General features: G+C 41.0%; 25 protein-coding genes and 1 tRNA gene. 9 read left to right on the top strand and 17 right to left on the bottom strand.

Annotated elements, in window-relative coordinates; translation table 11 throughout:
• The 5 genes from MHUN_RS03975 to MHUN_RS03995 all read right to left on the bottom strand — a co-directional run bounded on the left by MHUN_RS03975 (position 1) and on the right by MHUN_RS03995 (position 4,206).
• Entirely contained in the window at positions 1–1,206 is a 1,206-nt protein-coding gene (locus MHUN_RS03975) for an ABC transporter permease (RefSeq protein WP_011447790.1), read from the bottom strand.
• Positions 1,206–2,459 (bottom strand): COG1361 S-layer family protein, encoded by a 1,254-nt coding sequence (locus MHUN_RS03980; RefSeq protein WP_143709346.1) that lies wholly within the window; start codon positions 2,457–2,459, stop codon positions 1,206–1,208. The genes MHUN_RS03975 and MHUN_RS03980 overlap by 1 nt, the downstream gene beginning before the upstream one ends.
• Positions 2,460–2,556: 97 nt before the next feature.
• Positions 2,557–3,315 (bottom strand): toast rack family protein, encoded by a 759-nt coding sequence (locus MHUN_RS03985; protein WP_011447792.1) that lies wholly within the window; start codon positions 3,313–3,315, stop codon positions 2,557–2,559.
• On the bottom strand, positions 3,312–3,893 hold the full coding sequence (locus tag MHUN_RS03990) for a DUF1700 domain-containing protein (RefSeq protein WP_011447793.1): 582 nt from the start codon (positions 3,891–3,893) through the stop codon (positions 3,312–3,314). The genes MHUN_RS03985 and MHUN_RS03990 overlap by 4 nt, the downstream gene beginning before the upstream one ends.
• The gene (locus MHUN_RS03995) at positions 3,880–4,206 is read right to left on the bottom strand and encodes a PadR family transcriptional regulator (RefSeq protein ID WP_011447794.1); all 327 of its coding nucleotides are present in this window, start codon (positions 4,204–4,206) and stop codon (positions 3,880–3,882) included. The genes MHUN_RS03990 and MHUN_RS03995 overlap by 14 nt, the downstream gene beginning before the upstream one ends.
• A 252-nt stretch (positions 4,207–4,458) precedes the next feature.
• On the opposite strand from MHUN_RS03995, the gene MHUN_RS04000 reads away from it, so the two are divergent.
• Together MHUN_RS04000 and MHUN_RS04005 are read left to right on the top strand one after the other, a co-directional pair.
• Complete coding sequence (locus MHUN_RS04000) at positions 4,459–5,115, top strand: DUF4013 domain-containing protein (RefSeq protein ID WP_011447795.1); 657 nt, start codon at positions 4,459–4,461, stop codon at positions 5,113–5,115.
• Positions 5,116–5,162: 47 nt separating this feature from the next.
• Positions 5,163–5,666 carry a hypothetical protein gene (locus tag MHUN_RS04005; RefSeq protein ID WP_143709347.1) on the top strand — a complete coding sequence of 168 codons (504 nt, stop codon included), beginning with the start codon at positions 5,163–5,165 and terminating at the stop codon, positions 5,664–5,666.
• 14 nt (positions 5,667–5,680) lie between these two features.
• Here the strand turns inward: MHUN_RS04005 and MHUN_RS04010 are convergent, their stop codons facing one another.
• Genes MHUN_RS04010 through MHUN_RS04025 form a run of 4 tightly spaced genes read right to left on the bottom strand, consistent with a single transcriptional unit; the run spans position 5,681 to position 10,119 of the window.
• Entirely contained in the window at positions 5,681–6,055 is a 375-nt protein-coding gene (locus MHUN_RS04010; protein ID WP_011447797.1) for a nucleotidyltransferase domain-containing protein, read from the bottom strand.
• The gene (locus tag MHUN_RS04015) at positions 6,037–6,456 is read right to left on the bottom strand and encodes a DUF86 domain-containing protein (protein WP_011447798.1); all 420 of its coding nucleotides are present in this window, start codon (positions 6,454–6,456) and stop codon (positions 6,037–6,039) included. Before MHUN_RS04015 ends, MHUN_RS04010 begins: the two co-directional genes overlap by 19 nt.
• 48 nt (positions 6,457–6,504) lie before the next feature.
• Positions 6,505–8,748 (bottom strand): efflux RND transporter permease subunit, encoded by a 2,244-nt coding sequence (locus MHUN_RS04020; RefSeq protein WP_011447799.1) that lies wholly within the window; start codon positions 8,746–8,748, stop codon positions 6,505–6,507.
• Positions 8,749–8,769: 21 nt separating this feature from the next.
• A complete protein-coding gene (locus MHUN_RS04025; RefSeq protein WP_011447800.1) occupies positions 8,770–10,119 on the bottom strand; it encodes a COG1361 S-layer family protein in 1,350 nt (449 codons plus the stop codon).
• Positions 10,120–10,270: 151 nt separating this feature from the next.
• Here MHUN_RS04025 and MHUN_RS04030 point away from each other — a divergent pair, with 151 nt between their 5' ends.
• Both MHUN_RS04030 and MHUN_RS04035 read left to right on the top strand, forming a co-directional pair.
• On the top strand, positions 10,271–11,590 hold the full coding sequence (locus tag MHUN_RS04030; protein ID WP_011447801.1) for a PAS domain S-box protein: 1,320 nt from the start codon (positions 10,271–10,273) through the stop codon (positions 11,588–11,590).
• A 216-nt stretch (positions 11,591–11,806) separates the two neighbouring features.
• The gene (locus tag MHUN_RS04035; protein WP_011447802.1) at positions 11,807–12,997 is read left to right on the top strand and encodes an ammonium transporter; all 1,191 of its coding nucleotides are present in this window, start codon (positions 11,807–11,809) and stop codon (positions 12,995–12,997) included.
• Between the two features lie 38 nt (positions 12,998–13,035).
• On the opposite strand, the gene MHUN_RS04040 is transcribed toward MHUN_RS04035, so the two are convergent.
• The 5 genes from MHUN_RS04040 to MHUN_RS19945 form a co-directional block, all read right to left on the bottom strand.
• Entirely contained in the window at positions 13,036–13,992 is a 957-nt protein-coding gene (locus MHUN_RS04040) for a PEGA domain-containing protein (protein ID WP_158498154.1), read from the bottom strand.
• Between the two features lie 131 nt (positions 13,993–14,123).
• Positions 14,124–14,498 (bottom strand): desulfoferrodoxin, encoded by a 375-nt coding sequence (locus tag MHUN_RS04045; protein ID WP_011447804.1) that lies wholly within the window; start codon positions 14,496–14,498, stop codon positions 14,124–14,126.
• A 381-nt stretch (positions 14,499–14,879) separates the two neighbouring features.
• Positions 14,880–16,439 (bottom strand): tetratricopeptide repeat protein, encoded by a 1,560-nt coding sequence (locus MHUN_RS04050; protein WP_011447805.1) that lies wholly within the window; start codon positions 16,437–16,439, stop codon positions 14,880–14,882.
• Positions 16,440–16,515: 76 nt separating this feature from the next.
• Complete coding sequence (locus MHUN_RS19940; protein WP_011447806.1) at positions 16,516–17,151, bottom strand: TMEM175 family protein; 636 nt, start codon at positions 17,149–17,151, stop codon at positions 16,516–16,518.
• Positions 17,148–17,801 carry a TMEM175 family protein gene (locus MHUN_RS19945; RefSeq protein WP_011447807.1) on the bottom strand — a complete coding sequence of 218 codons (654 nt, stop codon included), beginning with the start codon at positions 17,799–17,801 and terminating at the stop codon, positions 17,148–17,150. The genes MHUN_RS19940 and MHUN_RS19945 overlap by 4 nt, the downstream gene beginning before the upstream one ends.
• Before the next feature lie 817 nt (positions 17,802–18,618).
• Between MHUN_RS19945 and MHUN_RS04065 the strand changes: the two genes are divergently transcribed.
• Positions 18,619–19,005: a hypothetical protein gene (locus MHUN_RS04065; RefSeq protein ID WP_011447808.1), complete on the top strand. Its 387-nt coding sequence runs from the start codon at positions 18,619–18,621 to the stop codon at positions 19,003–19,005.
• A 160-nt stretch (positions 19,006–19,165) separates the two neighbouring features.
• Here MHUN_RS04065 and MHUN_RS04070 read toward each other — a convergent pair.
• The 3 genes from MHUN_RS04070 to glnA all read right to left on the bottom strand — a co-directional run bounded on the left by MHUN_RS04070 (position 19,166) and on the right by glnA (position 21,676).
• A tRNA-Gly gene (locus MHUN_RS04070) sits at positions 19,166–19,236 on the bottom strand.
• Positions 19,237–19,294: 58 nt separating this feature from the next.
• On the bottom strand, positions 19,295–20,212 hold the full coding sequence (gene aglJ / locus MHUN_RS04075; RefSeq protein WP_011447809.1) for an S-layer glycoprotein N-glycosyltransferase AglJ: 918 nt from the start codon (positions 20,210–20,212) through the stop codon (positions 19,295–19,297).
• Positions 20,213–20,344: 132 nt separating this feature from the next.
• Complete coding sequence (gene glnA, locus MHUN_RS04080; RefSeq protein ID WP_011447810.1) at positions 20,345–21,676, bottom strand: type I glutamate--ammonia ligase; 1,332 nt, start codon at positions 21,674–21,676, stop codon at positions 20,345–20,347.
• Between the two features lie 310 nt (positions 21,677–21,986).
• On the opposite strand from glnA, the gene MHUN_RS04085 reads away from it, so the two are divergent.
• Genes MHUN_RS04085 through MHUN_RS04100 form a run of 4 tightly spaced genes read left to right on the top strand, consistent with a single transcriptional unit; the run spans position 21,987 to position 26,307 of the window.
• Positions 21,987–23,039: a class II glutamine amidotransferase gene (locus MHUN_RS04085; RefSeq protein ID WP_011447811.1), complete on the top strand. Its 1,053-nt coding sequence runs from the start codon at positions 21,987–21,989 to the stop codon at positions 23,037–23,039.
• A complete protein-coding gene (locus tag MHUN_RS04090; protein WP_011447812.1) occupies positions 23,036–24,547 on the top strand; it encodes a glutamate synthase-related protein in 1,512 nt (503 codons plus the stop codon). Before MHUN_RS04085 ends, MHUN_RS04090 begins: the two co-directional genes overlap by 4 nt.
• Before the next feature lies 1 nt (position 24,548).
• Positions 24,549–25,289 (top strand): hypothetical protein, encoded by a 741-nt coding sequence (locus MHUN_RS04095; RefSeq protein WP_011447813.1) that lies wholly within the window; start codon positions 24,549–24,551, stop codon positions 25,287–25,289.
• A gap of 4 nt (positions 25,290–25,293) precedes the next feature.
• Positions 25,294–26,307 carry a Coenzyme F420 hydrogenase/dehydrogenase, beta subunit C-terminal domain gene (locus MHUN_RS04100; RefSeq protein WP_011447814.1) on the top strand — a complete coding sequence of 338 codons (1,014 nt, stop codon included), beginning with the start codon at positions 25,294–25,296 and terminating at the stop codon, positions 26,305–26,307.
• Positions 26,308–26,349: the final 42 nt, after the last annotated feature.

Below are 26,349 nucleotides of genomic sequence, written 5' to 3' on the forward strand. Positions count from 1 at the left end.
TCAGCTCCTCATTGCGGTAAGAATATCTTCAGATGCGACCCGCCAGGCAGGAATGTAGCCGGCTATAAATGACGCAATATACAACATAATTGTATTATTGATAAGATCTGATGTGGCAACCACGGGTGTCACCTCACCATCAGGGAACTGAAATGGGTACACCGTCAATATTGCAACCATGGACTCCACGAGTGTCGTCCCGACAATAATCCCAAGCGTAGTCAGAATCAGAACCTGGAAGACATAATTATGAATAATGATACTCTTCTCAACTCCAAGCGCTTTTAAGACACCTATCTGCCTTCTGCTGTTCAATGTCTTTATCATAATAACGATGAAAAGCACCACAATGGCAATAATCAACGATACAACAATGGTAATTGAGTTGAGCATAGCAAAGTTCTGAACCGCACGTCCCATCGCCTCTTCAAGAATATCCTGCCAGGTCTGGACTTTCTCCCTGATCCCAAACCTGTATATCTGTGTTTTCACATCCGGTTCATAGGAGTCAGGGTCGGTTTTAATTATGACATCGGTCGCATAATCAACTTTTCTCCCAAAAACCGATTCCAATTCATCCCAGGTGATATAGGCTCCCTGGTCTGCATAATATGAACCAGTCTCTATGATACCCTTGACATGATACACCTTGCTTACCCCATTGGTATACTCAACAGTGACCGGGTCACCTGCTTTCAGATATCCAAGAGTGGGTCCCATGTCAAGACTTTCATCCTTATGACCGGAGGTCTGTATACCGATGATTATCTCGTCATTCTCTCCATCTGCCAGATAATCTCCATCCGCCATCTTCCGGTATACGTCGGTCACGAGGCGTTCATCATCCGGTTTTATCGCAACAACTGTCGATCCCAGGCTGTTCCCTTTGTACCTGAGCGTCACTCCGGTCCCATAATGGGCGGATGCCCTGAGAACTCCGGGAATTCTGTTTATCTTCTCCAGTAGTGAAAAGACATCCTCAATATAGAGTTCATCCTCATGAGGAGAGATGAGAATATTCCCGGTCTGATAGGTGATGATCTGGTCTTCAGCGACCTTGATAAACCCAAGGATAATAGAGGGCATGAAGATCATATTGGTAAAGACCATGGCGATGATCAGTACCGTCAGATACAGGCTCCCCCTGCTCCCTCTGAGAATTCCCCGGAGTGCTAAAAAAAATGAAACCCTGAGGTCGAGAAGCATCAGTCATCCTCGTTTTTATGCCTCATGTACAAAAATCCCCCTGCACAGGCAATGACAATAAGCAGGATCAGGATAATCATTCCGGATGAATCGCCACCGGATGCAATGGTAAGGATGAGATCCTTATCGAGGGTATGGGTGCCCCAGTCATCAGTATAGGTAATGGTTGTGTGATAGGTGTACTCTCCCGCTTCAGTTCCTTCAAGAACAAATGTGGCAGGAGCATCATTTCCTGATTTAATACGTCCGATAAAAGCCTCTTTTGCTCCCTGGATAGGGAGATCAATCGTTGCACTGACTGATTTCGCCTCACCAGTTCCGGTATTCTGAACCCTGATGATGAGATTAAATGGTTCACCAGGGTTTACTCTGGATGGCGTTGTCTCAACAGAGGTGATACTGATCTCAGATTCCCCTCTGACATCAAGCCCTATAGATCCGGTATCTTCAATAATAGTACCATCAAGCAGAGCATAGGTCATTCGGACCGGTACCTCGATGATTCCTGTCGGAGTGTTCTTGTCAATGAGAAGAGAGAGGTTCTTTTCTTTTGACATGCCTGATGCAAGTCTATCAATCATGAATGAACTGATTCCTGCCGGGATTGCCATGGGCGGACTGCCATTCACAAAAACACGGATATTATCTGCCTGCGTTGAACCTTCATTTGAAATTCTGATGGTGCCCTCAACTTTTGTTCCAGGTTTCACCGGTATCGGAAATGTGTTTTCAAGTGCAAGAGATGGGGTTTTCAAAACTGATAACTGGGTGTTGACATTGACCGGAACCGGATATTTCAGACTTTGACCATCACGTACCCGAATCCAGACTTCCGGGAAATACATCCCGCTTCGTTGTGGTGCACGAATCAGGAATGTAACGGGAACCGGCTGGTCAGGGCCGATATTTCCTTCAAACTTTGAGTCTCCTCCCAATATGTCAAAGTCTTTGGATTTCAGGACCACACTGTCAATATATGGCGTGATACTGGATGTTGTCTGACTTATATCCTGTCCATATGATACTGAACTGGTAGTTGTACCCGTTGCAACGCTCTTTAGAGTGACCGTCAGAGTACCCTCTTCCCCTGGTAGAAGAACTGCCGGAGATACTTTGTAATCAGCAACAATAACTGATATCTGAGGTGCGGCAGATACCAGGGGGAGCATGCAGACAAGAGCGAGAAGAATAAACGTTCCTGTTTTCGCATATCTGTGTACTTTTGTTCTTGTGTGGTTTTTGCTCGTCTTCATAATAATCTTTGTATGATGTATACTATTCATTCATCTATCTATTCCATAGTTACTGCACCCTATTCTGATATACTCTCATCACAGGGATAATAGTCATTCACTCCACCGTCCGTAAAGTGATATCTCCAATTCCCTGCGAGATCGTGACATGAATGACTGGGGCATCAGGATCTCTTGTCTCATGATAATATCCAGTGTCATCTCCGGTAAACCCGGTCAGGAATATATTCCCGATCGCCCTGTCAAGAGCTACATTTACCCGGGATCTTTCTGGAAACAGGATGGTAATATCGCCAGCCCCATTCTCAATCCTGATGGGAAGGGAATCCCCCTTCCATTCATGAATATCCAAATAGAGTGAACCTGCTCCCGATTCAAGAGACAGCTCTGAAATCTGCGCATTACCTGGTTGTATGTAAATATCCCCTGTCCCGACAGAGAGGAGAAGACTTATTGGAGTCTGGTTATGGATTTTGACATCCCATCTCTCCTCTCCGCCGATGATATCATGGAATATGTCACGTGGTCGGTCAATTGCAATATTCATCGTCTTATTGGTAACCGAATGAGTGAGACGGGGAAGATAATGCTTTGCCTCAACATGAACATCTCCTGAAAGAAGATATTCCATCGATTGGTCGGAAATGTGTATAGATCCGGTATCTACGGCCAGATTGACTCTCGCTTTCTCAATGTCCTTAGAGGGGAAATTGAATTCAGAATACCCTTCACGGAGCGAATTTGGTGAATCGGTTTCCAGGATCAAAAGGACACCGCCGATTCCAAAACTCAGAATCATGATGATGAAGAGCCACCCGAAAACCTGTCGCAGATTTGGAAGATGGAATGCTATCATATGCTCTCACTCCCGTGGATAATGGCAATATTCCATTTCAGATATCTTATCCCGATACGATACAAAATCCGGGCAAGCCAGAATTCTCCAATAACGATCAATAATCCAAGACAAGTAAGCCCAATTCCGAGAAATATCCCTGCGGGGGCTGAGAAGAAAATGACTCCCGAAACAATTCCGAGCATCTCAAGCACTGCTCCCCCGGTGAGAATCGGTCCTGCACAGCAGAGAGAAAATCCGACTACCAATAAAACGGCAAGAATGGTGATGATACAGATGAACGGAATTAATACGACGATAAGATTGAAGAGACCTAGACCAATTGTTGCCAGAATTGCTCTTCCAATACCTCCGACCGATGGGGAATGTTCTGCTCTTTTCACGAATGATAGGGCAGTATATTCTTTGCCGATAGTTTTGGGATCTCCTAATGATTCTGCGATTTCTTCTTCAGTTCTGCCATCCAAAGCACCCATTTCAAAGTGTTCGGCATAATCGGCGAGGATATCCTGCCGTTCAGTTTCTGAAATTCCTGAAAGTGCCAGGCCTAATTTTTTCAGATATTCATCCTTCTGCATTGGTCATTTCTCCGATGAGATCGCTTACCGCAGCCGAAAATTCTCTCCATTCCCTGATTAATTCATCACGGGCAATGATACCCTGCGTTGTAAGTGAGTAGTATTTTCGTGCAGGTCCTTCATCTGATTCCTGGAGATATGTGGTGACATATCCTTCGGTTAAGAGACGACGAAGGAGTGGGTAGATACTCCCTTCAGATATCTCAAACCGCTCTGAAATTTCATGAACCAATTCATATCCGTACCGGTCACGAAGTCCGAGTAATGCCATGACACACATATCCAGAACACCTTTCTTAAATTGCGCGTTCATTCCCTCCCCCGATCAGGTTTCGAATGATTAATGTCGATATTTGTTTTTTCATCTCTAAATTGACAGGTTCCTTTTGTTTTTATGTATCTTGTATTACAAGATAGTGAATAATACTTGTACACAATCCTATTAATGGTTTCCTGTACAATACGATGAGAATACCATTATTTTTATGAGAATCGTGTAGGATATCCTTATATGCGACCTATTCTAACCTTCTCCTGATAGATCATGGATTAATAAAATGCCCTCATGGATGCTGCACAATTTACCCATGACACAGTATGGGGAAATTGGAAGCGATGGATTCTTTTAGTTATCTGGACGATCATATTCCCACTTCTTGGTGGATACATCATGGATATATTCCGTGGGAGTACTGTTCCTCCGGAATGCAATGACTGGGTAAGACGGTTTATCGACGGAATCAAGTACCTGGTTGCAGGACTCATATACTCAATTCCTGTGATAATCGTCCTTCTTATTACGTTTATCCCTGTAATTAAGGAATTCATCAGCCAGATAACTTCTGAATCGGCTGAATTAAATTACGAAGCTTTTCTCCCCTTCTTGATGCCGGTCATTGGAGGAGTAATCGTTGCCATCATCCTTGGGATCATCGTTACCCTGATATTTACCATTGGAATCATTAGAATGGCACGAATGAACCGTTTTTTTGAGGTCTTCAATTTCCGTGAGATTTTAAAGACAATCGGAAAGATCGGATGGGGAACATACATCATCGCTCTTATCATCATCTATGTGATCTCCTTCATCCTGGGGATGCTCATCAATCTGGTAATGGAAGCTCCATTTATTGGCATAATCATCGCATTATTCCTCTGGCCATTACTCACCATCTTTGAATCCCGGTACTTTACCCGGTTGTATGATGAATCAGGGGAGTAATCCCCTCATTATTTCTTATAACATGAGCAGGATATATCCATAAGTGCATGGAGTCTGCCATGGGTGAGAGTTCAGAAAAAGTGAGTAGAACAAATGCAAATAGCTCATTTTTTACCCGGCCGGTGTTTCTGTCACTTACGATTGGGGTTCCGTTCTGCTTGTTCAAAATTCTCTTTGGAATCCAGTTTATTCGGGCAGCAGAGATTCATAGTCAGCCTTATTTTATCTATGCCGGATGGGTTCTCATGATCTGGGCTGGGGCTGATCTTCTCATGAATCTTACCAGAGCCGGATTTGATATAATTGGCAGTGCGGGAAAGATTGAATTCTGTACTCTGGCTCAGATAGGAAGATATCTGAATGCTTCAACTCTTTTCCTCGCAATAGATACTTTGATCACCTTTTCAATCATTTGCCTTGCCTTATGGTCCGGGTGGATAGTCTATCTGAATAAGAATGAGGCTATTTTATGGTATAGTGCAACCACACTGAATCTGATAAGTCTCTCACTCGTGAGTTTATGGACCGAGATAAAACGGAAACTGGAATAATTATTGGTACTCTTTTATGCACCAGGAATTGGTGATTGATACCATTTCTGGTCATCCCATAATTTTCTATAACCATAGAGATATTCACATAAAGCCGCCTTATCTGGTGAATATATGAGAATCCCTTGTGTTAAAACCCTAATTTGAATGAATAATGGAAGTAGTTCAAAAATTCGGATGTCATATTTTTCTGATTTGATATTTCTCCAAGCCAGTGATTGGAGATCCTGGGGCTCAAACTCCTTACCAGATACGATACAAATGTCAATATCACTTCTCGCATCAGCAGAGTCTGTAGCATATGAACCGTATAAAAAAACTCCAGGTATACTTTGAGGAATAAATGATAAATCTCCAAGTATTGATGAAATTAACTGTTGTCTATCCATACCTGGAGCGTCTTGGTTAATGAGATCATATCTGATAAAGATTGACATATTCCTGTCAGTGCCAGAGTATCATCGGTCCCATTATATCGGTGAATGATACGGTTTCGAAGACCATTCATCTCTCTGAGTAGTTGTTTTTGTTCGTTCGAAAATAAATCGACACGATCAATATTCGTATAATCATCTCTGGGAGGGATGTTATTATCCCTCAGATACATGGCAATACAATCCATAAAAGCTTCTGTTATCTCCTGAAATGCTTTAAAAATAGCTAAAACCGTTTTGATATCCTGTAGTGTTTGAAAATCGGAAAGATCTTCCTGCCAGATACCGATAAGTCTGGATCGATCATAAATCCAATTTAGTTTATCAAGGTAGCGATCTTTCCGCACCTGATCCATACTATCATGTTAGTTTTAACAGGTAATGAGAGTATCAGAAAAATTGGGTTATTCTTTATGAGGATGATGAAGAACTTTATCCTCAATAGTATGGACATCCTTGATAAGTTCATCAAGAACAGACAGCACAGCCGGCATTATCGCAACCGCTCCAATCAGTGAGAATAACACGGCAATAACGGTTGTCAGACCAAAATTACTTATCATATTAAAGTTCGAGAGCATGAGTGCAGAAAATCCAAAGAATGTTGCAAATCCGGATACCATAATAGCGGACCCAATCTTTCGAACACTCTCACGAATTGCATCAATAGTGCTTGCTGCTGTCTCTCGTTCTTCAAGATATCGTTCCATAATAAGAATCGTGTATTCTGCTGCAACCCCTATGGTCATAGAACCAAGACAAGCAGTCATCGGTGTATAATCGATGTTTAGGATGAGCATGGCTACAGCATTCCACCCGACAATACAGACGATGGGAACGATAGGAGTAACGGCATGAATCTTCCGATAAATAAGTGCAAGGAACGCCACTATCAGAATAAAGCCCAGTAATGTCATCTGCTCCTTACTTTCAGAAATATCTGATATCAAAGTCGTAAAGAGATCAAAACTTCCGGTGATTGAAGCACTAATACCGGGTGGCGGAGTGAGAAGAACCAGATCATTCGTCATCTGTGTCTTGAGTTCATCCTGCTGAGGCATCTCAAGACGCTTTGTAGAAAATTCAATAATTGTCTCTGTTCTGCCATTTAAAAACTCGTTCCTGACTCCCTCTGGTATTTTGGATATTACTTCATCAATTTCAAACTGCGTTTGCGGCACGGTCCCATTGTTGTAAATTTTGATATAATCTACAATACTGGTGGACCCGGTAATCTCCATATACAAACTGAGTTCGTTCTTTTGGAAGGTCTCTATCCATGTAAGTACATCAGGAGAGAGGACATTATTACCAGTAACAAGGATGGGAACCGGTGTAGTCGAACCGATAGTTCTGCTGACTTTATCAAGAGAGATCTTCGCCGGCATATCAGACGGAACAAAGGTCCGTTCGCTTGTGGAGATGGGAATTGATGGATCAACCTGAAGCCCGATAAACGCAAAGAGAATGGCAACCATAAGGATAGGAAGCGGATTTTTCGCAATGGTGACTGCAATCTTTGAAAGAACCAAATCTGCTTTTGTCGGCTTCTCCTCTCCAGATATTCCTTTCGGTTTATATTTGATTAATATCGCGATAAGTGGAATGCCTATGAGCGACGTCATATAACAGACGGCAACCCCGATGATTGCGACCAGACCAAATGAACGGATCATGGGCACCGGAGAGATGAACATTGCAATAAAACCCATCGTCGTTGCAATCATTGCAAAAAGAACTGCCGGACCGGTTCTGGTAATAGTAATTCTGACCGCATCAATTAATGATCCTTTTCGTGCCTCCTCTTCCAACCGGGCATGGAATTGTATCGCATAATCAATACCAAGCCCTATAAGGACCGGGAATGCGGCAATAACTGCAGTGTTAAGATGTACACCGCATAGTCCCATGATACCAAAGGTAAGGATTAATCCGATTGCAACAATTAAAACCGGAATGAACCGGTGACTGACGTAGGCAAATAGAAGACCGAGCACTATAACCATCAGGACCATGGCACCCATAATCAGGGTTCCCATGGATTTACTCAGTTCCTGCCCCATCTCCTGCTGGAATACCGGATTACCGGTTAATGTTACCGTAACACCCGGTGGAGGATGTGAACTGTTCAGAAATGACCTGACATTATTCATGACACTCTTCTGTTTCTGATCGGTCATTCCCACATCAAGTTTGACCATCATCATAGTCAGCAGATTGGAAGGAATGTAATGGTTTAAAACTTCCGAGGAAATACTCTCTTTAATATTTTTAATTTCTCCTGAAGACCTTGGTATATTCCCGTTATTTGCCTGTTTTACAAGGTCTGCTATACTTGAAACCGAGTTAATATACTGTAAATTCTTCAGTCCCGGAGTAATTTTATCCAGGTATGCGATAACATCAGGGTTTAATGGATCATTACTCTCAATAAGAATGACGAGAGTATCCTGACTGAAAGTATCCTCATAATGAGAGAATGCAATACCTTTCGGGGTATTCTTGTCAAGGTATGTTTCATTTCCGGTTTGCATCTTAAGCATCGACATTCCCACAATCGAGGCAATAAAAATGAGACAAAGTGCTCCAAGAACCAGTTTAGGCCGGTTCACTACGAGGGATGAGATGCTTTCAAAAATGGAACGCATGGTGGTTCTCCACAAGGTTCCTTAAACAGACGCAGATTTTCTGCGGGAGGTGTGGTACCGGTAAGCGGCACCAATGATTATAATCAAAATGACGGCGATGATGATTGGGTTGGAGAGTAATGCTGAGAAACCCTCTGGTTTGCCAGCGGTTATCTGTACTTTGATGGTATCTGATATCTGGCTGTTATCAAGAGCATCGCGGTATCTGATCTCTGAGTCAAGTCCGTATGTTTTTTCGATTGCCTCAGCATTGGTTGTCATTTTAAATCTGGCTATTGCAGATTCACCCGGTTTTATGTCTCCCAGGTATGCAAGGTCATCATCACTTGAGAAAGGATCAACCGCACTGATACGGGCTTCAGAGCTGTACGCCGTTGCATCGCCATCATTACGGTATTCCACCTCAATCACCTGTTTGCTGCCTATCGTAACTTTTGGCGGATCATTTACCATGGTGAACTTGATCTTTCCGCCGACCGGGATACCGATCTGTTCAGCGGGAGTCTCAAGGTTCTCTCCATCAGCATTCTGATAGGTTACCAGTACTTCAAGCGGGTATTCCTGTGGTTCTGCATCGCGGGTGACTGATACCTTGAATTTTGCATCGAACTCGTCTCCAGGTTTAAAGTCACCAATGTATACCGTACTATCTACAGGAACTACCGGAGAATTTCCAAATCTGGATAATTTTGCAATCGCCTTACGACCGGTGTCTGCCCCACTGTTCCGCAGGGTAATGGTTACAAATCCCTCACCGCCTGCATTGATATCTTCAGGGGTGACTTTTATAACGTCCAGGTTTATTGCAGATTTTACGATAAAAGGAACGTTCAGTTCGATCTTCTTGGTATTATATCGGTTGACAACACTGTCGGTTCCAACCTGCTCAGCTGCAGCAAGATAGGTATATTCAATTCTGACCGGGAGGCTGTATGTTCCTGCCTGACCATCATCTTTGACACGTATCTGGAACTTCACCGGTTTAGATTCAGAACCTTCAATATCACCGACCATCTGGGTATCTGACTTGATAAGGATAGGTGCCCCGTCAGGGAGAAGGGTTACTCTGACCATTTTGGCAGTAGATGGAATATCATCCCGATCAACGATTCCTGACTGAACCATTTTTATATAATTCAGACCGCTGTTTTCTATCAGAATCGGGAGTTCTATCGTCGATCCCGGGGTAAACTCATTAATTCCGGAGATGGCAGCAGATAAATTCGGCTCACCTGAAAGATATTTTGTTCCGGCTGATACCGGAGAAATACAAAATACTGCCAGACATAACCCAATAAGGATAATAGATGGCACCCTGAAAGAATCCAGGTTTTTTTTCGAGATACATTCTGAAAACACTGGTTTTATCATGTATGGTACACCTGAGTTGGTTTCACTTGTGTATAAGTTCGTGGTATAGATGAGTATATAATTGTTTTGTTTATATGTAACAAATGAATGTATCATATGTGTGTTAGTAATATGGGTAACTTATTTGTGTAACGAATGCAAATCACTAGGTATGCATCGGTTGGCTGATGAACTGGCCCACATCAAGGATCTACTCCGTAATCATCCGCAAGGGATGAGTGTAACTGAGATAGCATCTGCTCTTGGGCGGAACAAGCACTCAACCGGGCGTTACCTGGATATCCTCCATGCTGCAGGACATGTAGACCTGAGGACTTTTGGAATGGCGAAAGTGTTCACCCTTTCATCACGAGTCCCCCTCTCAGCCCTTCTCTCCTACACGACTGATCTTGTCCTTGTTCTGGACTGTGACATGAGAATTATCCAGGGAAATGATCCTTTTTTTGACTTACTTGAAATCCAAGGAAGTTCTGCTCTTCAGAAAAAAATTGACCAGATACTCCCCCCGAATCCGGAAAATAAAAAATTCTTAAAAATTCTGTCAGATTTACTCATATCAAGGCAGGAGACTTTTGAAATTGTTCGAGAGGGCCATGAACGAAGATTTTTTCGGGGGAAAATTATCCCAACCGTCTTTGAGGATGGCAGCTCTGCTGATACCATAATTCTTGAAGATGTGACATTGGAAAAGGAAGCACTTACAACCCTTCAGGAAAGTGAGGAGTTCTTCCGCAGTGTTTCAGATCACCTCTCTGATGGTCTTATTGTATCTGAGATAAAATCCGGAAAGAAGAAAGTAATCTTTCATAATCAGCGCCTGTGTGAGATTACGGGATATTCAGCAGATGAAATCCATAAGATGCGACCAGAAAATCTGGCGATACCAGAAGAGAAGGAACGATTTGAAAAGGCTCTCAGGGATGCCGAGCACAATAAAGGATCCATGAGAGAACTGCGGTTCTGGGCAAAAAGAAAAGACGGAGAGTCGATCTATCTCTCAATTCGTGTCAAACTTGTTCCCTTTGGTGATGCAATCCGTGGATATATTCTTATCACTGATATGACACAGTGGAAAGAACAAGAAGAGGCCCAATTACTCCAGGCAAATCTGATACAGCGTCTTATGACGAATTTTCCGCATCCCATTTTTATCATCCGGGAGGATGGAGTATTTTTTATTGCAAATGCAGCATTTTGTGAGCTGATAAAGGCAGAATCTGATTCAGTAATCGGAAAAAATGTATATCAGGTAATGCCCGATGAGATTGCTCAGGAATTTTTGAAAGGAAATGATGATCTGGTAAAACAAAGTGCTGTTTCTCATATACATATGGTAACCCGGTTTTTCAGACCTGATGGAACAATCGGAGATGTAATTATTGAAAAGTCTCCGGTATCCGCAGGTGATAACACTCCGAATTACATCTTCGGTGTTGTAATTACTGAAGATATGTGCCCTCTTAAAAATTAGTTACACCAGATATCTCTACAAAATTCCATTCATGTAAATACATTTTCCCAATTACTTCTGCGCTCTTAAGGTTTTTCTAAATAATTCTCTCAATAAATATCGATAAGGATAGTTTCCCTTCCACAATTTAATAAATTTTATATATGGTGGAAATTACTTTCTTTCTATCACGTGATCCTAAGAATACCGGGATCTGTTGTGTATGGTGAATATTGTATGCAGGCAGTTGATACCGCATTTGTATTGCTTTGTACAGCACTTGTCATTTTGATGACATTTGGAGTTGGATTTTTTTATGCAGGTCTCGTCCATCGGAAAAACATTATCTCAATGATTACTCTTTCTTTTATATCATTTGCATTAATCTCATTACAATGGATATTTTTCGGATATACCCTGTCATTTGGAACCGATATCATGGGGATAATCGGTTCAACAGAAAAAATTGCCCTGATGAATGTCTCGTTAGATGGGGATAAGCTTCCGGAGATGGTATTCATGGTATTCCAGATGGCATTTGCAGGTATTACTTTAGCCATAGTAACGTCCGCAGTAGCAGAACGTATTAAATTATCCTCATTTCTCCTATTTGGATTAGCATGGTCTACGATAATTTATGATCCTATCGCCCACTGGGTCTGGGGAGGCGGCTGGGCACAACAGATGGGAGTTCTTGATTTTGCAGGGGGTATTGTTGTTCATATTTGTGCCGGCTTTTCTGCCCTTGCTCTGGCATTTGTCATCGGAAAACGAAGAGGGTTTGGAGAATATACTCTTTCACCATATAATATTCCATTAACGCTTCTTGGAGGCGGATTACTCTGGTTTGGATGGTTTGGGTTTAACGCAGGATCAGCTCTTGCTGTGAACACGATTGCAGTCAATGCATTTATTGTCACCAATATCTCTGCAGCTGCAGGAACTTTTTCCTATATGCTCACATCCTGGTATTATGGAAAACCAAGTTCTCTCTCTATGATATCCGGAACAATCGCCGGTCTTGGTGCAATTACCCCTGCTGCGGGGTTTGTAGGGCCCATGGAAGCTTTTATCATAGGGACTGTTTCAGGAATTATCTGTTATTATGCTCTGGTTTTCAGACTTGCCCGTCAATGGGATGAAAGTCTTGATGCCTGGGCTATTCATGGATCAGGAGGGCTTTGGGGAACTTTGGCAGCAGGCATTTTTGCAACGGCTGCAATAGGCGGGGTTAATGGACTTATTGCAGGTAACCCACAGCAACTCATCACTCAAGCAGGAGCTGCATTTGTCATTCTTGCCTATTCATTCATAGGAACATGGATCCTTGCATTAGCTATAGATAAAATTATAGGCCTGCGGGTTAAAGAAGAGGAAGAATATGTTGGTCTGGATATTTCCCAGCATGGGGAGAGCTCCAGAGCCTGAATTATTTTAATATCACTAAAATTTTTAACAAATAATCATCAGGACTGTAATAGCACCGTATCTATGGTAATGGTCTCACCTGGTCCGGGAAATATCCATTCTATATGATCAGTGTAGCCGGAATGGGATATTACAAGTTTATATCGGTTTAGAGGAATGTCATTCAGCTCCAGATATCCCTGAGCAGGCACTTCACCAAACCAGATACCATTCAGAAGAACATCTGATCCTGACGGAATTGACCGTATCTTTACAGTTGATGACACAGGCATGAGAGTTATTGGGATCATATTCAGATGAACATTTGATGAAAGATCATGCCGGGTAAATACCATCTCTTTTTTCTCCTGATATCCGGCAATACGTCCAAGTACAGTATGCTGACCATCATTCAGTGGTCCAATCATAAGAGGAATATTTCCTGAGGTAGTTCCTCTGAAGATGCCATCTACAAGAACTTCTGTATCCGACGGAGTAGAAGTAACGACAAGTTCTTTCCGCTCATAATTTGGAATAAGGATAACCTTCATCGTAGTGTTTGAGCCTGACCGGACTGATAATTGTTCATTTAGATATGATTTATAGCCGGTTTTATACACAAGAAGGGTATGGGTTCCTTCAGAAACGGATGTGAAAGAATAGGGGAGAGGAACAGATGAACCCCCATCTAATTGAGCAAGACAATCATCAGGATCAGAACTGACAAAAATGGAGGTAAATTTAGGAGCAGGAGAGAGGTGAGCAAATACTTCCTTCTGAGTTCCGGGAGTAATATTCTCATTAATTGAAAGGATGCTGCTATTATATCCATCTTTTCGAAATTCTATTATATATGGGTGATCTGCTGTATTATCCGGGATGTAAAGGAGAGGGGTTTTCCCATAATATTTCTCAAGAATGTATACATCAGCCCCTGATGGTTCTGAATTAATCATATAGGAACCAAATAATCCTGATGAATAATTTGTATCTGCATACACATTGGAAATTGCCATACAGGTAAAAATCAAGACTAACCCCCATCTTATCAATGAAAAAATTTTCATGCAGATTCACTGAAATGAAATGGTATGTGAATATATTAAATTATTCGGAATCAATGATTAATTAATCAATGAATAAAAATTTAATGGGTTATCCAGAATCCATGTTTATTACAAAAGATTCTAACTTTCTTCACCGAATCAAATGGAACACAAAATTCTTTTAGAGGAGCATCACCCGGTTTTAACGTTGATGTCTGTAGATACGTATCCCCAATTACTTCTATCCACTTGATATAATGATCATCTACCATTGGATGAGGTACCGATCCAACTTTTACCTTAATTCCTGAATTAGTTTTTTCAATAACTGGAATATGTTTCTCTGTCCCTTCTTCTTCACCCATTTTCTCTGGAATGTGTATCATCGGCTGATTACAGCAAACCAGGGTTCCTTTTCCTTCATTAACAATAAGCACCATCTGCCCGCAGATGTTACAATGATACAACTCTAGCATGATATATCTGATTGTGAATAGTATGTTTTAACTTTTATACTTTTCATAAAAGAGGCAGGGTATCTGAAACAGAATTTAAAAAATATTCCTCATATGAATTTAGATAGACTTAAATATATCCTTTAAATCGTTAGTTTTGATATAAAAAATGAAGATAAAATTAGGAGAAGAATTCAATGAAGATGACGAGCCCGTATTGAAGAAAGGATCTTTTTCACGGGTCTCATCAATCCCCCCAGCTTATCTGCCTTTTATGAATATATAAAAATATGCCATGCAATAGGGCATATAAAATTACATAAATATTAATAAAAGCCTGAATTTAAATCCTATTTTTATTATAAATAAATTATTGGGTTTTGACATCGAAATCATCATGTACTAATCATGAACCAGTGATCCAGCCATCTGATTTGTAATATCTGGATCAAGGCTCTTCGCTTTATGAACCATTTGATAAGCCTGTTGTTTTTTTCCTAGTTCATTTAGAATTTTAGCTTTGTAGATCATAGCTTTTACATGTCGTGGATCAATCCGGAGTACCTGATCAAAACACACGATTGCTTCGGCTAGTCTGACAAGATTTGTATAAATCTGTCCTAAATAAAACCAGGCATCTGAATTTTCAGGGTGTATATGGATAACCTGCTTAAATAAGGTAATGGCTTTATGCGTTTCATGCAATGCCTGATGCGCCCGTCCTTTATTTAAAAGTGCACGGGAATCTGCAGGATTCTTATTCAACACTTTCTGATAACTTTCAATAGCTTCAAGAAAACGACCTGCACGATGTAACAACACCCCCCTGTTAAACCAGGCTTTCAGATTATCTGGTTCTTCTTCAGTGAGGTATTCATAATATTGGAGAAGATCTCCATACCTCTTCAATTTTCTAAGAGCGATGATACGATATGCCTGAGATGCTGAGTCATGCGGATTTATCTGAAGCGCTCGTTCAAGTGGTTTGAGTGCATCCTGAAATTTGTTTAAACCCATATATGCAAGCCCCATAAGATTCCATCCTGTCGAATGAAGCGGATAATAGGTCGTGATAAGGCGGGAAGTATTCAGTGCTTCTTCATATCGGTTCATTTTCAAAAGTGAAAAACAGGATATCCAGAGTCCTGCATATGCCTTTGGTTTTAGCCACAGCAACCTCTTCGTTGAAGATAACGCCTCAGAATATCTCTCCAGTTTAATGAGTATACGGGATTTTAACTCCCAGGCATGCACAAATCGATCATCGAGTTCGAGCAGATGATCAACATTCTTTAATGCTTCCTCTGGGAAATTTGACAGGAGCTGACTATATGCAATAAGAAAAAGAGTTCTTTTGTGGTCCGGATCGCTTATAAGAAGTTCATGGAATTCCTGTATTGCCGACTGATATTGACGAAGTTTAAAATGACAAAGGCCTTTAAGGAATAATTTCTTTTCATTTTTAATATCACCTGCTGGTATCTGCTCAAGATATGTGAGGGCTTTTTGAAAATCAGATTGACGATATTCCCCAAATGCAAGATAATATAATGAAATGGATCGAGTTCTTTCAAAACTGAATGCTTTCTGCAGATACTCCCGGGCTTGCTCAAAATTACTTAAATGTAAATGAATCATGCCAAGATATAACCATCCAAGTGGTGCCTCCTCATCAGAATCAATGACTTTTGAAAGGTAAGGAAGAGCTTTAATCCATTCATGATCCCTGATAAGCTGAATCCCTATTGCGAGATAGGGATGAGAGGCTGATTCAGAATTTTCTTGTAGATCTGGTTCTTCTTTAAATTGTATTTCATCGGATTCTTCCTGAATCAGGGCTTGATCATCAGGTATTTCAGGTTCTTCAGTCACCTCCTGAATAATTACTTCAGAACCAAACAGGTTGAGCGAATCAGATGTAATACGATCTATTGTATTATCTGATGGCATATCCTGATCCATAGGTTATCCTTGGATAGTAAGGGTATAAGTATTATCCGTTGAACATAGAGAATAATTGGATATAATGGTATTAAAATCAGAAATCTCGAGAATTTCTGACACAAATAACTATTGGTATAAGATATAGGATTATTATTGGAATAATCCCGAAAGAAATTTCATTTCCATCAATAAGAATACCGATCAATGCAGTAAGGGGAAAGATGCCTATCCGAAATGATAAATTTTTTATATATCCTTGAGACGTGCCTTTAAAAAGAATCCCGGGTGAGTTGAATATATGAACCCACAAACACAAAAGAGTCAACCCGGAGATTAAAATATTTGCATGGAAAAGAATCCCATAAGGAATAGGAGCATCAGAAATGCTCCAGAGCAGGGATGATAAGGGAATAAAAATAATTGTCAGAAGAAAACCAAAAATCAAATATACACAGATGCGGTCTACCGAAACACAATGACGCATGATTTCAAAAGCCAGTATGTAAAATATTGCGAGCAGAATAAAAGTGAAAATAAAACTAAACCCGTCGAAAAATATCGAGAAAAAAAATTCAATAAAAAAATAAATGTCTTCTGATACATTTCCCGAAGGTAATGGAATATTATTTTTTACAATGAGTGTCATCGCAAATGCAAATATCCCATTCATAAGAATTTCCAGCATATCCTGAGGAACCGGACCTTTACATGATAGTACCGGCTTTTTCATCTCTTCCTCCTCCTCTCATTACAAGGATACCTGGTTGTCAGGAACCAGTCCAGAAAGAAGATTATCATGGTTCCATAATACAAATTTCTGGTAAGAGCAATATCATATAGCGACAGGAGAATACCGATGACAGCAGTTAACGGTATATATGATATTTTTCTAGAGAAACACCCGTAATTCTGGGTATTTTCAACAGCAGAAATTATATTTGGAGTATGTGTACAATGATACCATTCACCCATCAGAAATATACTGATAAAAAAAATATTCGTATGTAAAAAGAAGGCAATTATTGAGTTTTCTTCAAATATCTGATATAAATGGCTTGTTATCGGGATGAAAATGATTAAGATTAGTAAGCCGAAATGTATGGAGATATATCTTCGATCAACCTTTTTTATTTGATGAAAAATATGAAAAGTCATTATCCAAATGAGTGCAATAATGAGAAAGGCATTTACGAAACTCAAAATATCAGGGATTTGCATCAGTCCAAACGTATCAATTTTTGTTTCATGCATCGTATCAGCAAAAGAGGGAAGCCGGACATTTTTAAATAATAATAGTAAAGTAAATACGAATATTCCGTTGGTCAATCGGCCAATATTTGTCTTTGTGACCGGCCCCTCATCAAAGGTTTCTATTGCCATATACCTTATGGATCATATGATGTGTGAGATTATATAGTGGATTTTCCGCTTCGGGTATGGTATGGAGTTAAATAGATCTCCCAATTCACATAAAAAGGCCCCGGATTCTAAAACAATAATTTTCTCTGTTTAATTTTATATTCCTCTAATAATATGTATCGAAATGTCAGACAAGAAATTATCTCATCTAAATAAAAGGTAATTCGCCAGATATGCAGTATACTTCAGACAATATAAAGAGACTATTATATGAAAAACATCTCCTGATTTATAATCTTTCTCTATATATTCTGAAATATAAATCAGCATAAAAGAGCAGACAAATAAATTTGGAGATCATATGGAATATTTCCAAATACTTCTAATATGAGAAAAATTTTAGCATTAAAAGCGGGATAAATCTCAATTTTATACTCAATATAAGAGTTCATCAAAATAAGGGTGGTATAATTTCATTCAGTAAAGGAAATTTTAATAATACTTTACATTCATCTTATGATTATTCTATAATTTCTATATTTATTCAATTATCTTTAGTAGACCCTTACGGTTGAACCCATAATTTATCGAAATTTGCAATATCGAGAGGTTGTTGCATAACTTTAAACCGCTGGTACAATGAGGAAAAAACCAGATTTTTTATCGCCGATTTTAGGTTCCACTCGAATGGAAATTATCCTCTTGCGGAAATGACATTTTAGTTATGCAACAGCCTTTCTAACGAATACTAAAAAAGCATTAAAAATTTTAAAAATTCTTCTGATAGTAAAATAAGATCTATTCTTATATTATTTATGCAATATAATAAAGGACTACTATGACCGACTCGAGTCTTCCAATAAAAATATCTAAAGAATTAGAAGAGGTCGCTGACCTGTTCAGAGATATTGGAATGAAAAAAAATTGTGCTCTGGTCCTGGTCGCGTTACTTCAGGATGTCGATCTTTCTTCGCGGGAGATTGAACGGATTACAGGTCTCAGACAACCAGAAGTAAGTCTGGCAATAACCGAACTCATGAAGCGGAGATGGATCGATGTGGTTTGTCTTATAACGGAAAAAAAAGGCAGGCCTGTTAAAATCTATCACATCATTAAAAAGCCAGAAGATATCCTCGAAGAATTGAGGGAAGAAGTTGTTGATGATTATGAAAGAAGAATACAGGAAATTGAACATATAAAAGAGATAATTTTAAAAAACAATTGATCTATTCCCTGTATACTATCTTATCTTCAACTGATATTGATCTGAATTATTTTCATAAAGTTCCTCATTATTCTACTATTCAGAATATGACTCATATGCTGAACATTCAGATATGTATAGAGGAATCAGATTTCAAGGAAATACAAGAATTATAAAATAATGCGGTAACCGGGGATCGAACCCGGGCTAAGGGCTTGGGAAGCCCCTGTCCTGCCGCTAGACTATTACCGCAGGTGCACCAAATATATTATCGATTATCCTTGATAAATGTTACAATTTGTTCCGGAATCTACTTCTCTTTCCTTAGCTTTTGAATTTCATGAAGAAATTCTCGCTGATTTGCGAGTTGAATGTCAGCCTGAATGCCAAACATGACAATTTGAATGCCTACAATAATAAGGGTTACTGAAAGTATTGTCAGCGGAATATGATCAATCTTTAAAAGCCACTCATAAACGATATATATCCCAATTCCTCCACCCGCCAAAAGGAAGATGAGACCGATGAGACCAAAATAAAACATCGGGTTATTCAGCTTGGCCAACCGGTAGATGGTTCGTCCTATTTTTATCCCGTCATGGATAGGATCCAATTTGGTATCACTTCCAATTCGAACACCATACGATACAGGTACTATTGCAACCTTGTCATCATTTCGAACAGATTCAGAAGATATCTCAGTTTCAATACCAAATCCCTCCTCATATAATCGCATTCTTTGAAGAGATGCAAGGGTAAATGCTCTGTATCCTGTCAGGATATCATACAGGTACCGCCCATGACTGATCTTAAATAACCAGTTTAATATACGGTTCCCTGTTAAATTCAGGCGATTAAATGAGACATGGTTAGATGGGATCAGACGATTTCCTAATGTCTGATCATATCCGGATAAAAGTGGAAGAACCAAGGCATCTGCATCTGCAGGATCATATGTATTATCACCGTCAATAAGGATTACATAGGGTTTTGATATCTGTTCTATAGCCTGAATAAATGCAGCTCCTTTACCTTTACCTTTTTGTATGATTACTTTGGCCCCGGCTTGATAAGCCTTGTCTCTGGTATTATCAGTGCTATTTCCATCGATAACGAGAATATCATAATACCCGGCATTATGAAACTTCTGAATAAGAGGGCCGATTGTCGGCTCTTCATTCAGGGTAGGAATAAGGACGCAGACCTGTTCCTTAGGAATTTCCATCATATATAGGTTATTTTAGAAACTATATAGTCCAATCCTCTCATTCTGTCCATATAACGAAAGAAGACATATTTTTGAGAGAAAAATTATAAATAAGAAACCTGAAAATTCAAAATTCTGAAAAATTAAAAAAAATTAGAAATTATTGATATATCGCTCAATTTCCCAGGGATGGACAGTAAGGCGGAATTCGTCATTTTCTGCAATAGCAATCTTGGTCAGATTTTCGACGATATGTGGGCCGAGAGCATCACAGATAACTTTATCTTTTAAGAGCTCATCATTCGCCTCAATAAGGGAACCTGGGAGCATCTCGATACCTCTGCTTTTTCTCTCTTCTTCACTCAGATGATAAATATTGACATCAGTTGGTGCAGGAGGAAGAATCTTGTTCTTAATGCCATCAAGTCCTGCTGCAATCATACCGGCAAAGAGCAGGTAGGGATTACAGGTTGGATCAGGGCTTCTAAATTCTGCACGAGTACTGTTACCACGAGCAGCAGGGACACGAATCATTGCAGATCGGTTTGCTGCACTCCAGGTAATATATACTGGGGCTTCATATCCGGGTACCAGACGTTTATATGAGTTAATGGTCGGATTGCCAAGTCGGGTAAGAGCCTTTGCATGCTTCATAAGACCCCCGATATAGTAGAGCATGGTTTCTGATAGCTGGTTTTCTGCATTTGGATCATAGAATGCGTTCTTTCCATCTTTGCTGAGTGAACCATGAGTATGCATACCGGTACCGTTTATCCGGCCGATTGGTTTTGCCATAAAGGTTGCATGCATACCATTCATAAGTGCAAGAGTTTTCGCTGCAAATTTGAAGGTAATAACTTTATCAGCAACCGAGAGAGCATCTCCATATTTGAAATCAATCTCATGCTGTGAGTCTGCAACTTCATGATGAGATGCTTCGATTTCAAAACCCATATCAGTCAATGCAAGAACAATCTCACGTCTGAGATCTTCTGCAGCATCACTAGGAGCCAGGTCAAAATATCCCCCATGGTCTACAAATTCTGTAGTGGCCTGTCCTTTTTCATCTCTCTTAAAGACAAAGAATTCTAATTCAGGACCACAGTTGAAAGTAAACCCTAATTTTGCTGCTTCATCTAGATTTCTTTTCAGAACAGATCTTGGATCACCTTCAAATGGTTTGTTACCATATGTGTAAACATCACAGATAAACCGTGCAACCCGCTTATCTGCCGGTCTCCAGGGAAGAATCTGGTAGGTACTGATATCCGGTTTTAGAATCATATCTGATTCATCAATCCGTGCAAATCCTTCGATTGAAGAACCATCAATCCAGATACCTTCAGTAAGGGCCTTCTCAACCTGAACGACAGGTATTGCAACATTCTTGGGGATGCCAAGGATATCATTGAACTGCAGGCGGATGAATTTAACATTATCAGCCTTTATCCGTGCGATCATTTCGCTGACCTTTGCATCAGACATTGAAACATACTTCTACCTAATTACATTTAAATTTAACTTATCTCTCTCATTTTTTTCTTCATGCTTATTCATGTAGGTTTACATGAATGATCACCAATCAATTTAGAGTGGGGGACTATTCAAAAAAAAAAGGTAAGGATTTCAGAGAAATGAGATAAAATTTCAGCGTTTTAAGTTGATACCGGAAGCGAACAGGTTAATAAAGATGAAAAGCTTATAAGAATCATACAAGCAGTTAGCTTCCATGCCGGAAATATCCGGAATTTGCTCGTTGCCTTATAATGCCTGTCAATGAGACTTATGTGATCTTATGTGTGGAATAATCGGAGTAATAGATAAACAGCGTGAGCTCATGGATGGCTCCTCCATCAGAGATGCCCTCTCGATAATGGATGAGCGCGGAAGTGGGGAAGGTGCCGGATATGCAGCATATGGAGTATACCCGGACTACGCCGATCTTTATGCTATTCATGTTTTTTATGATAATCTGGTAGAACCCAAGACCCAGGTAGAGGATCTCCTCGAAACATGGGGGATGATAGAGCATGATGAAGAGATACCAACCTGGGAACAGGCTGGAATACCAAAAATCCATACGCCCTGGAGGTACTTTTTCCGCCCCAAAACACGGTTAATGCAGCGGAGCAGAACTCCTGATGATGAAATTGTAAAACACATTGTCATGGAAGTGAATAAATCCATAAAGGGAGCACTGATATTCTCATCAGGAAAAAATATTGGAGTATTCAAAGCATCCGGATGGCCTGAGGAGGTTGCTGATTTTTACCGGGTCGAGAAATATGAAGGATATCTCTGGCTTGCCCATAATCGTTACCCGACAAATACACCCGGATGGTGGGGTGGAGCACATCCATTTAACCTCCTGAACTGGAGTGTTGTCCACAATGGTGAAATTACGTCATATGGAACCAACAGGAGATATATCGAGAGTTTTGGATATGACTGCACGATGTATACCGACACGGAAGTTGTTGCATATCTCATGGATCTCCTCGTCCGACGACACGGACTGACCCAGGAACTGGCAGTACGAGCTCTTGCTCCTCCCTTCTGGGATGAAATTGAACGAATGCCAGAAGACATTCAGAGATTAAATACTGCTCTTCGTCTCACATATGGTTCGGCGATGATGAACGGACCTTTTGCTATTGCTGTTGCTTCTCCAGACTCGATTGTCGGATTTTCAGACAGAATTAAACTCAGGCCTCTTGTAATCGGTGAACATGACAACAAGGTATTTATCTCCAGTGAAGAAGCAGCAATCAGAACGGTAGATTCTGCGATTAAGAATATCTACATGCCCAAAGCAGGCCATCCAATTGTTGGGAGGACGGTGGCATGATCATTGGATCCCGACCAACTAAATTCCAGGTTGTTGTTGACAAGAACCAGTGCATGCTCTGTGGAAGATGTGTAGATAACTGTTCATATGGCGTATTTCGGATGGAACCAGAAGAAATCATCACGAATACCAGAAATTGTGTAGCCTGTCACCGGTGTATATCACAATGTCCCCGGGATGCTATTACTATCAAGGAACGTCCCTGTGATTACCGGTCACATCCGGTCTGGACTGCCCAGGTGAAAGAAAACATCTTTAAACAGGCAGAAAGCGGAAAAATTCTCCTTGGAGGTATGGGGAATGCAGCACAATACCCAATCTTATTCGATCACCTGGTTCTCGATGCCTGTCAGGTAACAAATCCTTCAATCGATCCACTTCGTGAGCCGATGGAACTTCGGACGTACATCGGAAAAAAACCCAGACAACTCGAGTTCATCCAAAAATCTGACACCGACATCAGTCTTGTAACAGAGCTTGTACCGAATCTCAAACTTGAGACTCCGATAATGATCGGTCATATGAGTTATGGAGCTATCTCTTTGAATGCTCACAAAGCCATGGCAAAAGCCGTATCTGATATTGGGACATTTATGGGAACCGGAGAGGGAGGTCTCCATGAAGCTTTGTATCCGTATCAGGATCATATGATTGTGCAGGTTGCATCAGGAAGATTTGGCGTTGATGTCAATTACCTTGAACGGGGAGCAGCCATAGAAATTAAGATAGGTCAGGGAGCAAAACCCGGAATCGGAGGACATCTGCCAGGTGAGAAAGTATGTGCTGATGTCTCATGTACACGGATGATACCGGAAGGCAGTGATGCCATAAGTCCGGCACCTCATCATGATATTTACTCCATTGAAGATCTTAAACAGCTGGTAATCAGTCTGAAGGAAGCAACTGAATGGAAAAAACCAGTCTTTGTCAAAATTGCAGCGGTTCATAATGTAGCAGCGATTGCAGCAGGGATTGCCAGGTCAGGAGCAGATGCAGTTGTAATCGATGGCTTCAGAGGAGGAACAGGAGCAGCACCATCTGTCTTCAGGGATCATGTCGGTATCCCGATAGAAGCTGCTGTCGCAGCTGTTGATACAAAACTACGAAGACAGGGAATCAGAAACGAAGTCTCCATCATTGCATCAGGCGGAATCAGGCAGAGTGCAGATGTTGCAAAAGCCATCTGTCTTGGAGCAGATGCAGTCTATATCGGGACTGCAGCTCTTGTAGCGATGGGATGCAGGGTGTGTGGAACCTGTTATCGTGGTCTATGTACATGGGGAATAGCAACGCAGCGTCCGGATCTTGTCGCAAGATTGGATCCTGAAGAAGCGTCACATAATGTAAAAAACCTCATTGAGGCATGGACACTGGAACTTGCTGAACTGATGGGTGCTGCAGGAATCAATAGTATTGAATCTCTTCGTGGGAACCGTGACCGTCTCAGAGGGTATATGCTTGATCAGTCAATGCTTGATGTTCTGGATGTCAAACCGATAGGAGCCTGAAATGACAACTATTACTATAGATGCTGCAGGAATTCACTATACTCCGCTCAATAAACAGATCAGGCAGGCTGTCCGCGACGGAGTCTCTGAAATAATTTTAAAAAATGTCATGGGACAGCGTTTTATCGGAGATGGGCTTATCGGCAATGTAAAAATTACCATTCATGGAGTACCCGGAGGCGATCTTGGGATGTTCATGAAAGGGCCCACTATTGAGGTATTCGGGAATGCAGATCACGCACCTGGAAATACCATGGATGAAGGTACAATTATCATTCACGGTGCCAGTGGTGATGCAACCGCTCATAGCATGAGGGGAGGGAAAGTCTTCATCCGGGATGATATCGGCTACCGTGGCGGAATTCACATGAAACAATATCAGGATAAACGTCCGGTCCTGATTATTGGAGGGACTGCCAAGGCATTCTTAGGAGAATATATGGCTGGCGGACTTGTTATCATGTTCCGGATGCAGGATGAAGAACCATATGCAGAGATGGGGCTCGCAAGCGGTATTCATGGTGGTGAAATTTTCATAAGAGGGTCAGTTGAAGAATGGACATTGGGTATCGGAAGTAGTGCGAGACCGGCAACATCAGAGGATATTGATAGAATAAAATCATTCATCTTTGAATTCTCTCAATATTATGGCAATGACCCTGCGAAATTGATGAACAGCTCCTATACCCGGATAGCACCCGTGAGTGCCCGGCCATTTGCCGGTAAATATACCTGGGAGTGAGGACATGACAAAGAAAAAAACCTACACTGCATTACAGGAAGAAGTCTGGGATGCGGGTATATGCAGCGGATGTGGGGCATGTGTTGCGGTATGTCCTGCTGATGCTCTCTATGTTCCTGATGATCCTGGTATTGTCCGCCCTATCTCATCCGGATATTGTAAACAGGAGACTGATCAGGTACCATGTGGAGCGTGCTATGAAGTATGCCCCCGGACAAAGCCAGAAAATGGAGAACTGCTCGGTAATTATCTCTCCTGTATAGGTGCGCGTGCAACTACTGAAATTTCAAATAAACAAAGTGGAGGAGCAGTCACTGCGATACTTGCAGACGCATTCTCGAAAGGTCTCATCGATGGGGTTATTACTGTTACAGAGGATCGCTGGACTCATAAACCGATATCAGTTCTGGTTACCAGTGCCGGGGAGATGCTTGAACATGCAGGGAGCCGATATAACTGGAGTGTTCCAGTATTAAAGGCATTAAAAACAGCGGTCGTCACCAAAAAGTTAACCCGGATTGCCATCATCGGCACCCCCTGTGTCATGCAGGCTGCCCGTCTCATGAAAGACTCTTCTCATGACTTGGTAAGGCCCTTCGGAAAAGCAATCAGACTGATGGTCGGTCTGTTCTGCACGGAGAGTTTCAATTATTATCCCTTAATGGAAGAGATACTAAAAAAGAACCACAATATACAACAGTATGAAATTGTTCGAATGGACATAAAGGGGAAGCTCGAGCTGACCCTGTCAGATGGAAATACTGAAAACATTCCACTGAAAGAGATAGAATCTGCAATAAGGGAAGGATGTAAATCCTGTAAGGATTTTACTGCTCTAGATGCTGATATTTCCGCAGGCAGTGTTGGAACACCGGAGGGATGGACAACACTTCTCATCCGAACCGGAGTTGGCGATCAGTTTGTAAAAAGTGCGGTGCATTCAGGAATGCTTGAAGTTATGCAGGAAACTGATATCACTGCTGTTACAAGACTTGCTGAAAAGAAAATTTCTCATTAATTTTTAACCTTTCTCCGGATACTATTTATCTCTCTATAGTGA

The organism is Methanospirillum hungatei JF-1 (assembly GCF_000013445.1).
In the GTDB taxonomy this organism is placed as follows: domain Archaea; phylum Halobacteriota; class Methanomicrobia; order Methanomicrobiales; family Methanospirillaceae; genus Methanospirillum; species Methanospirillum hungatei.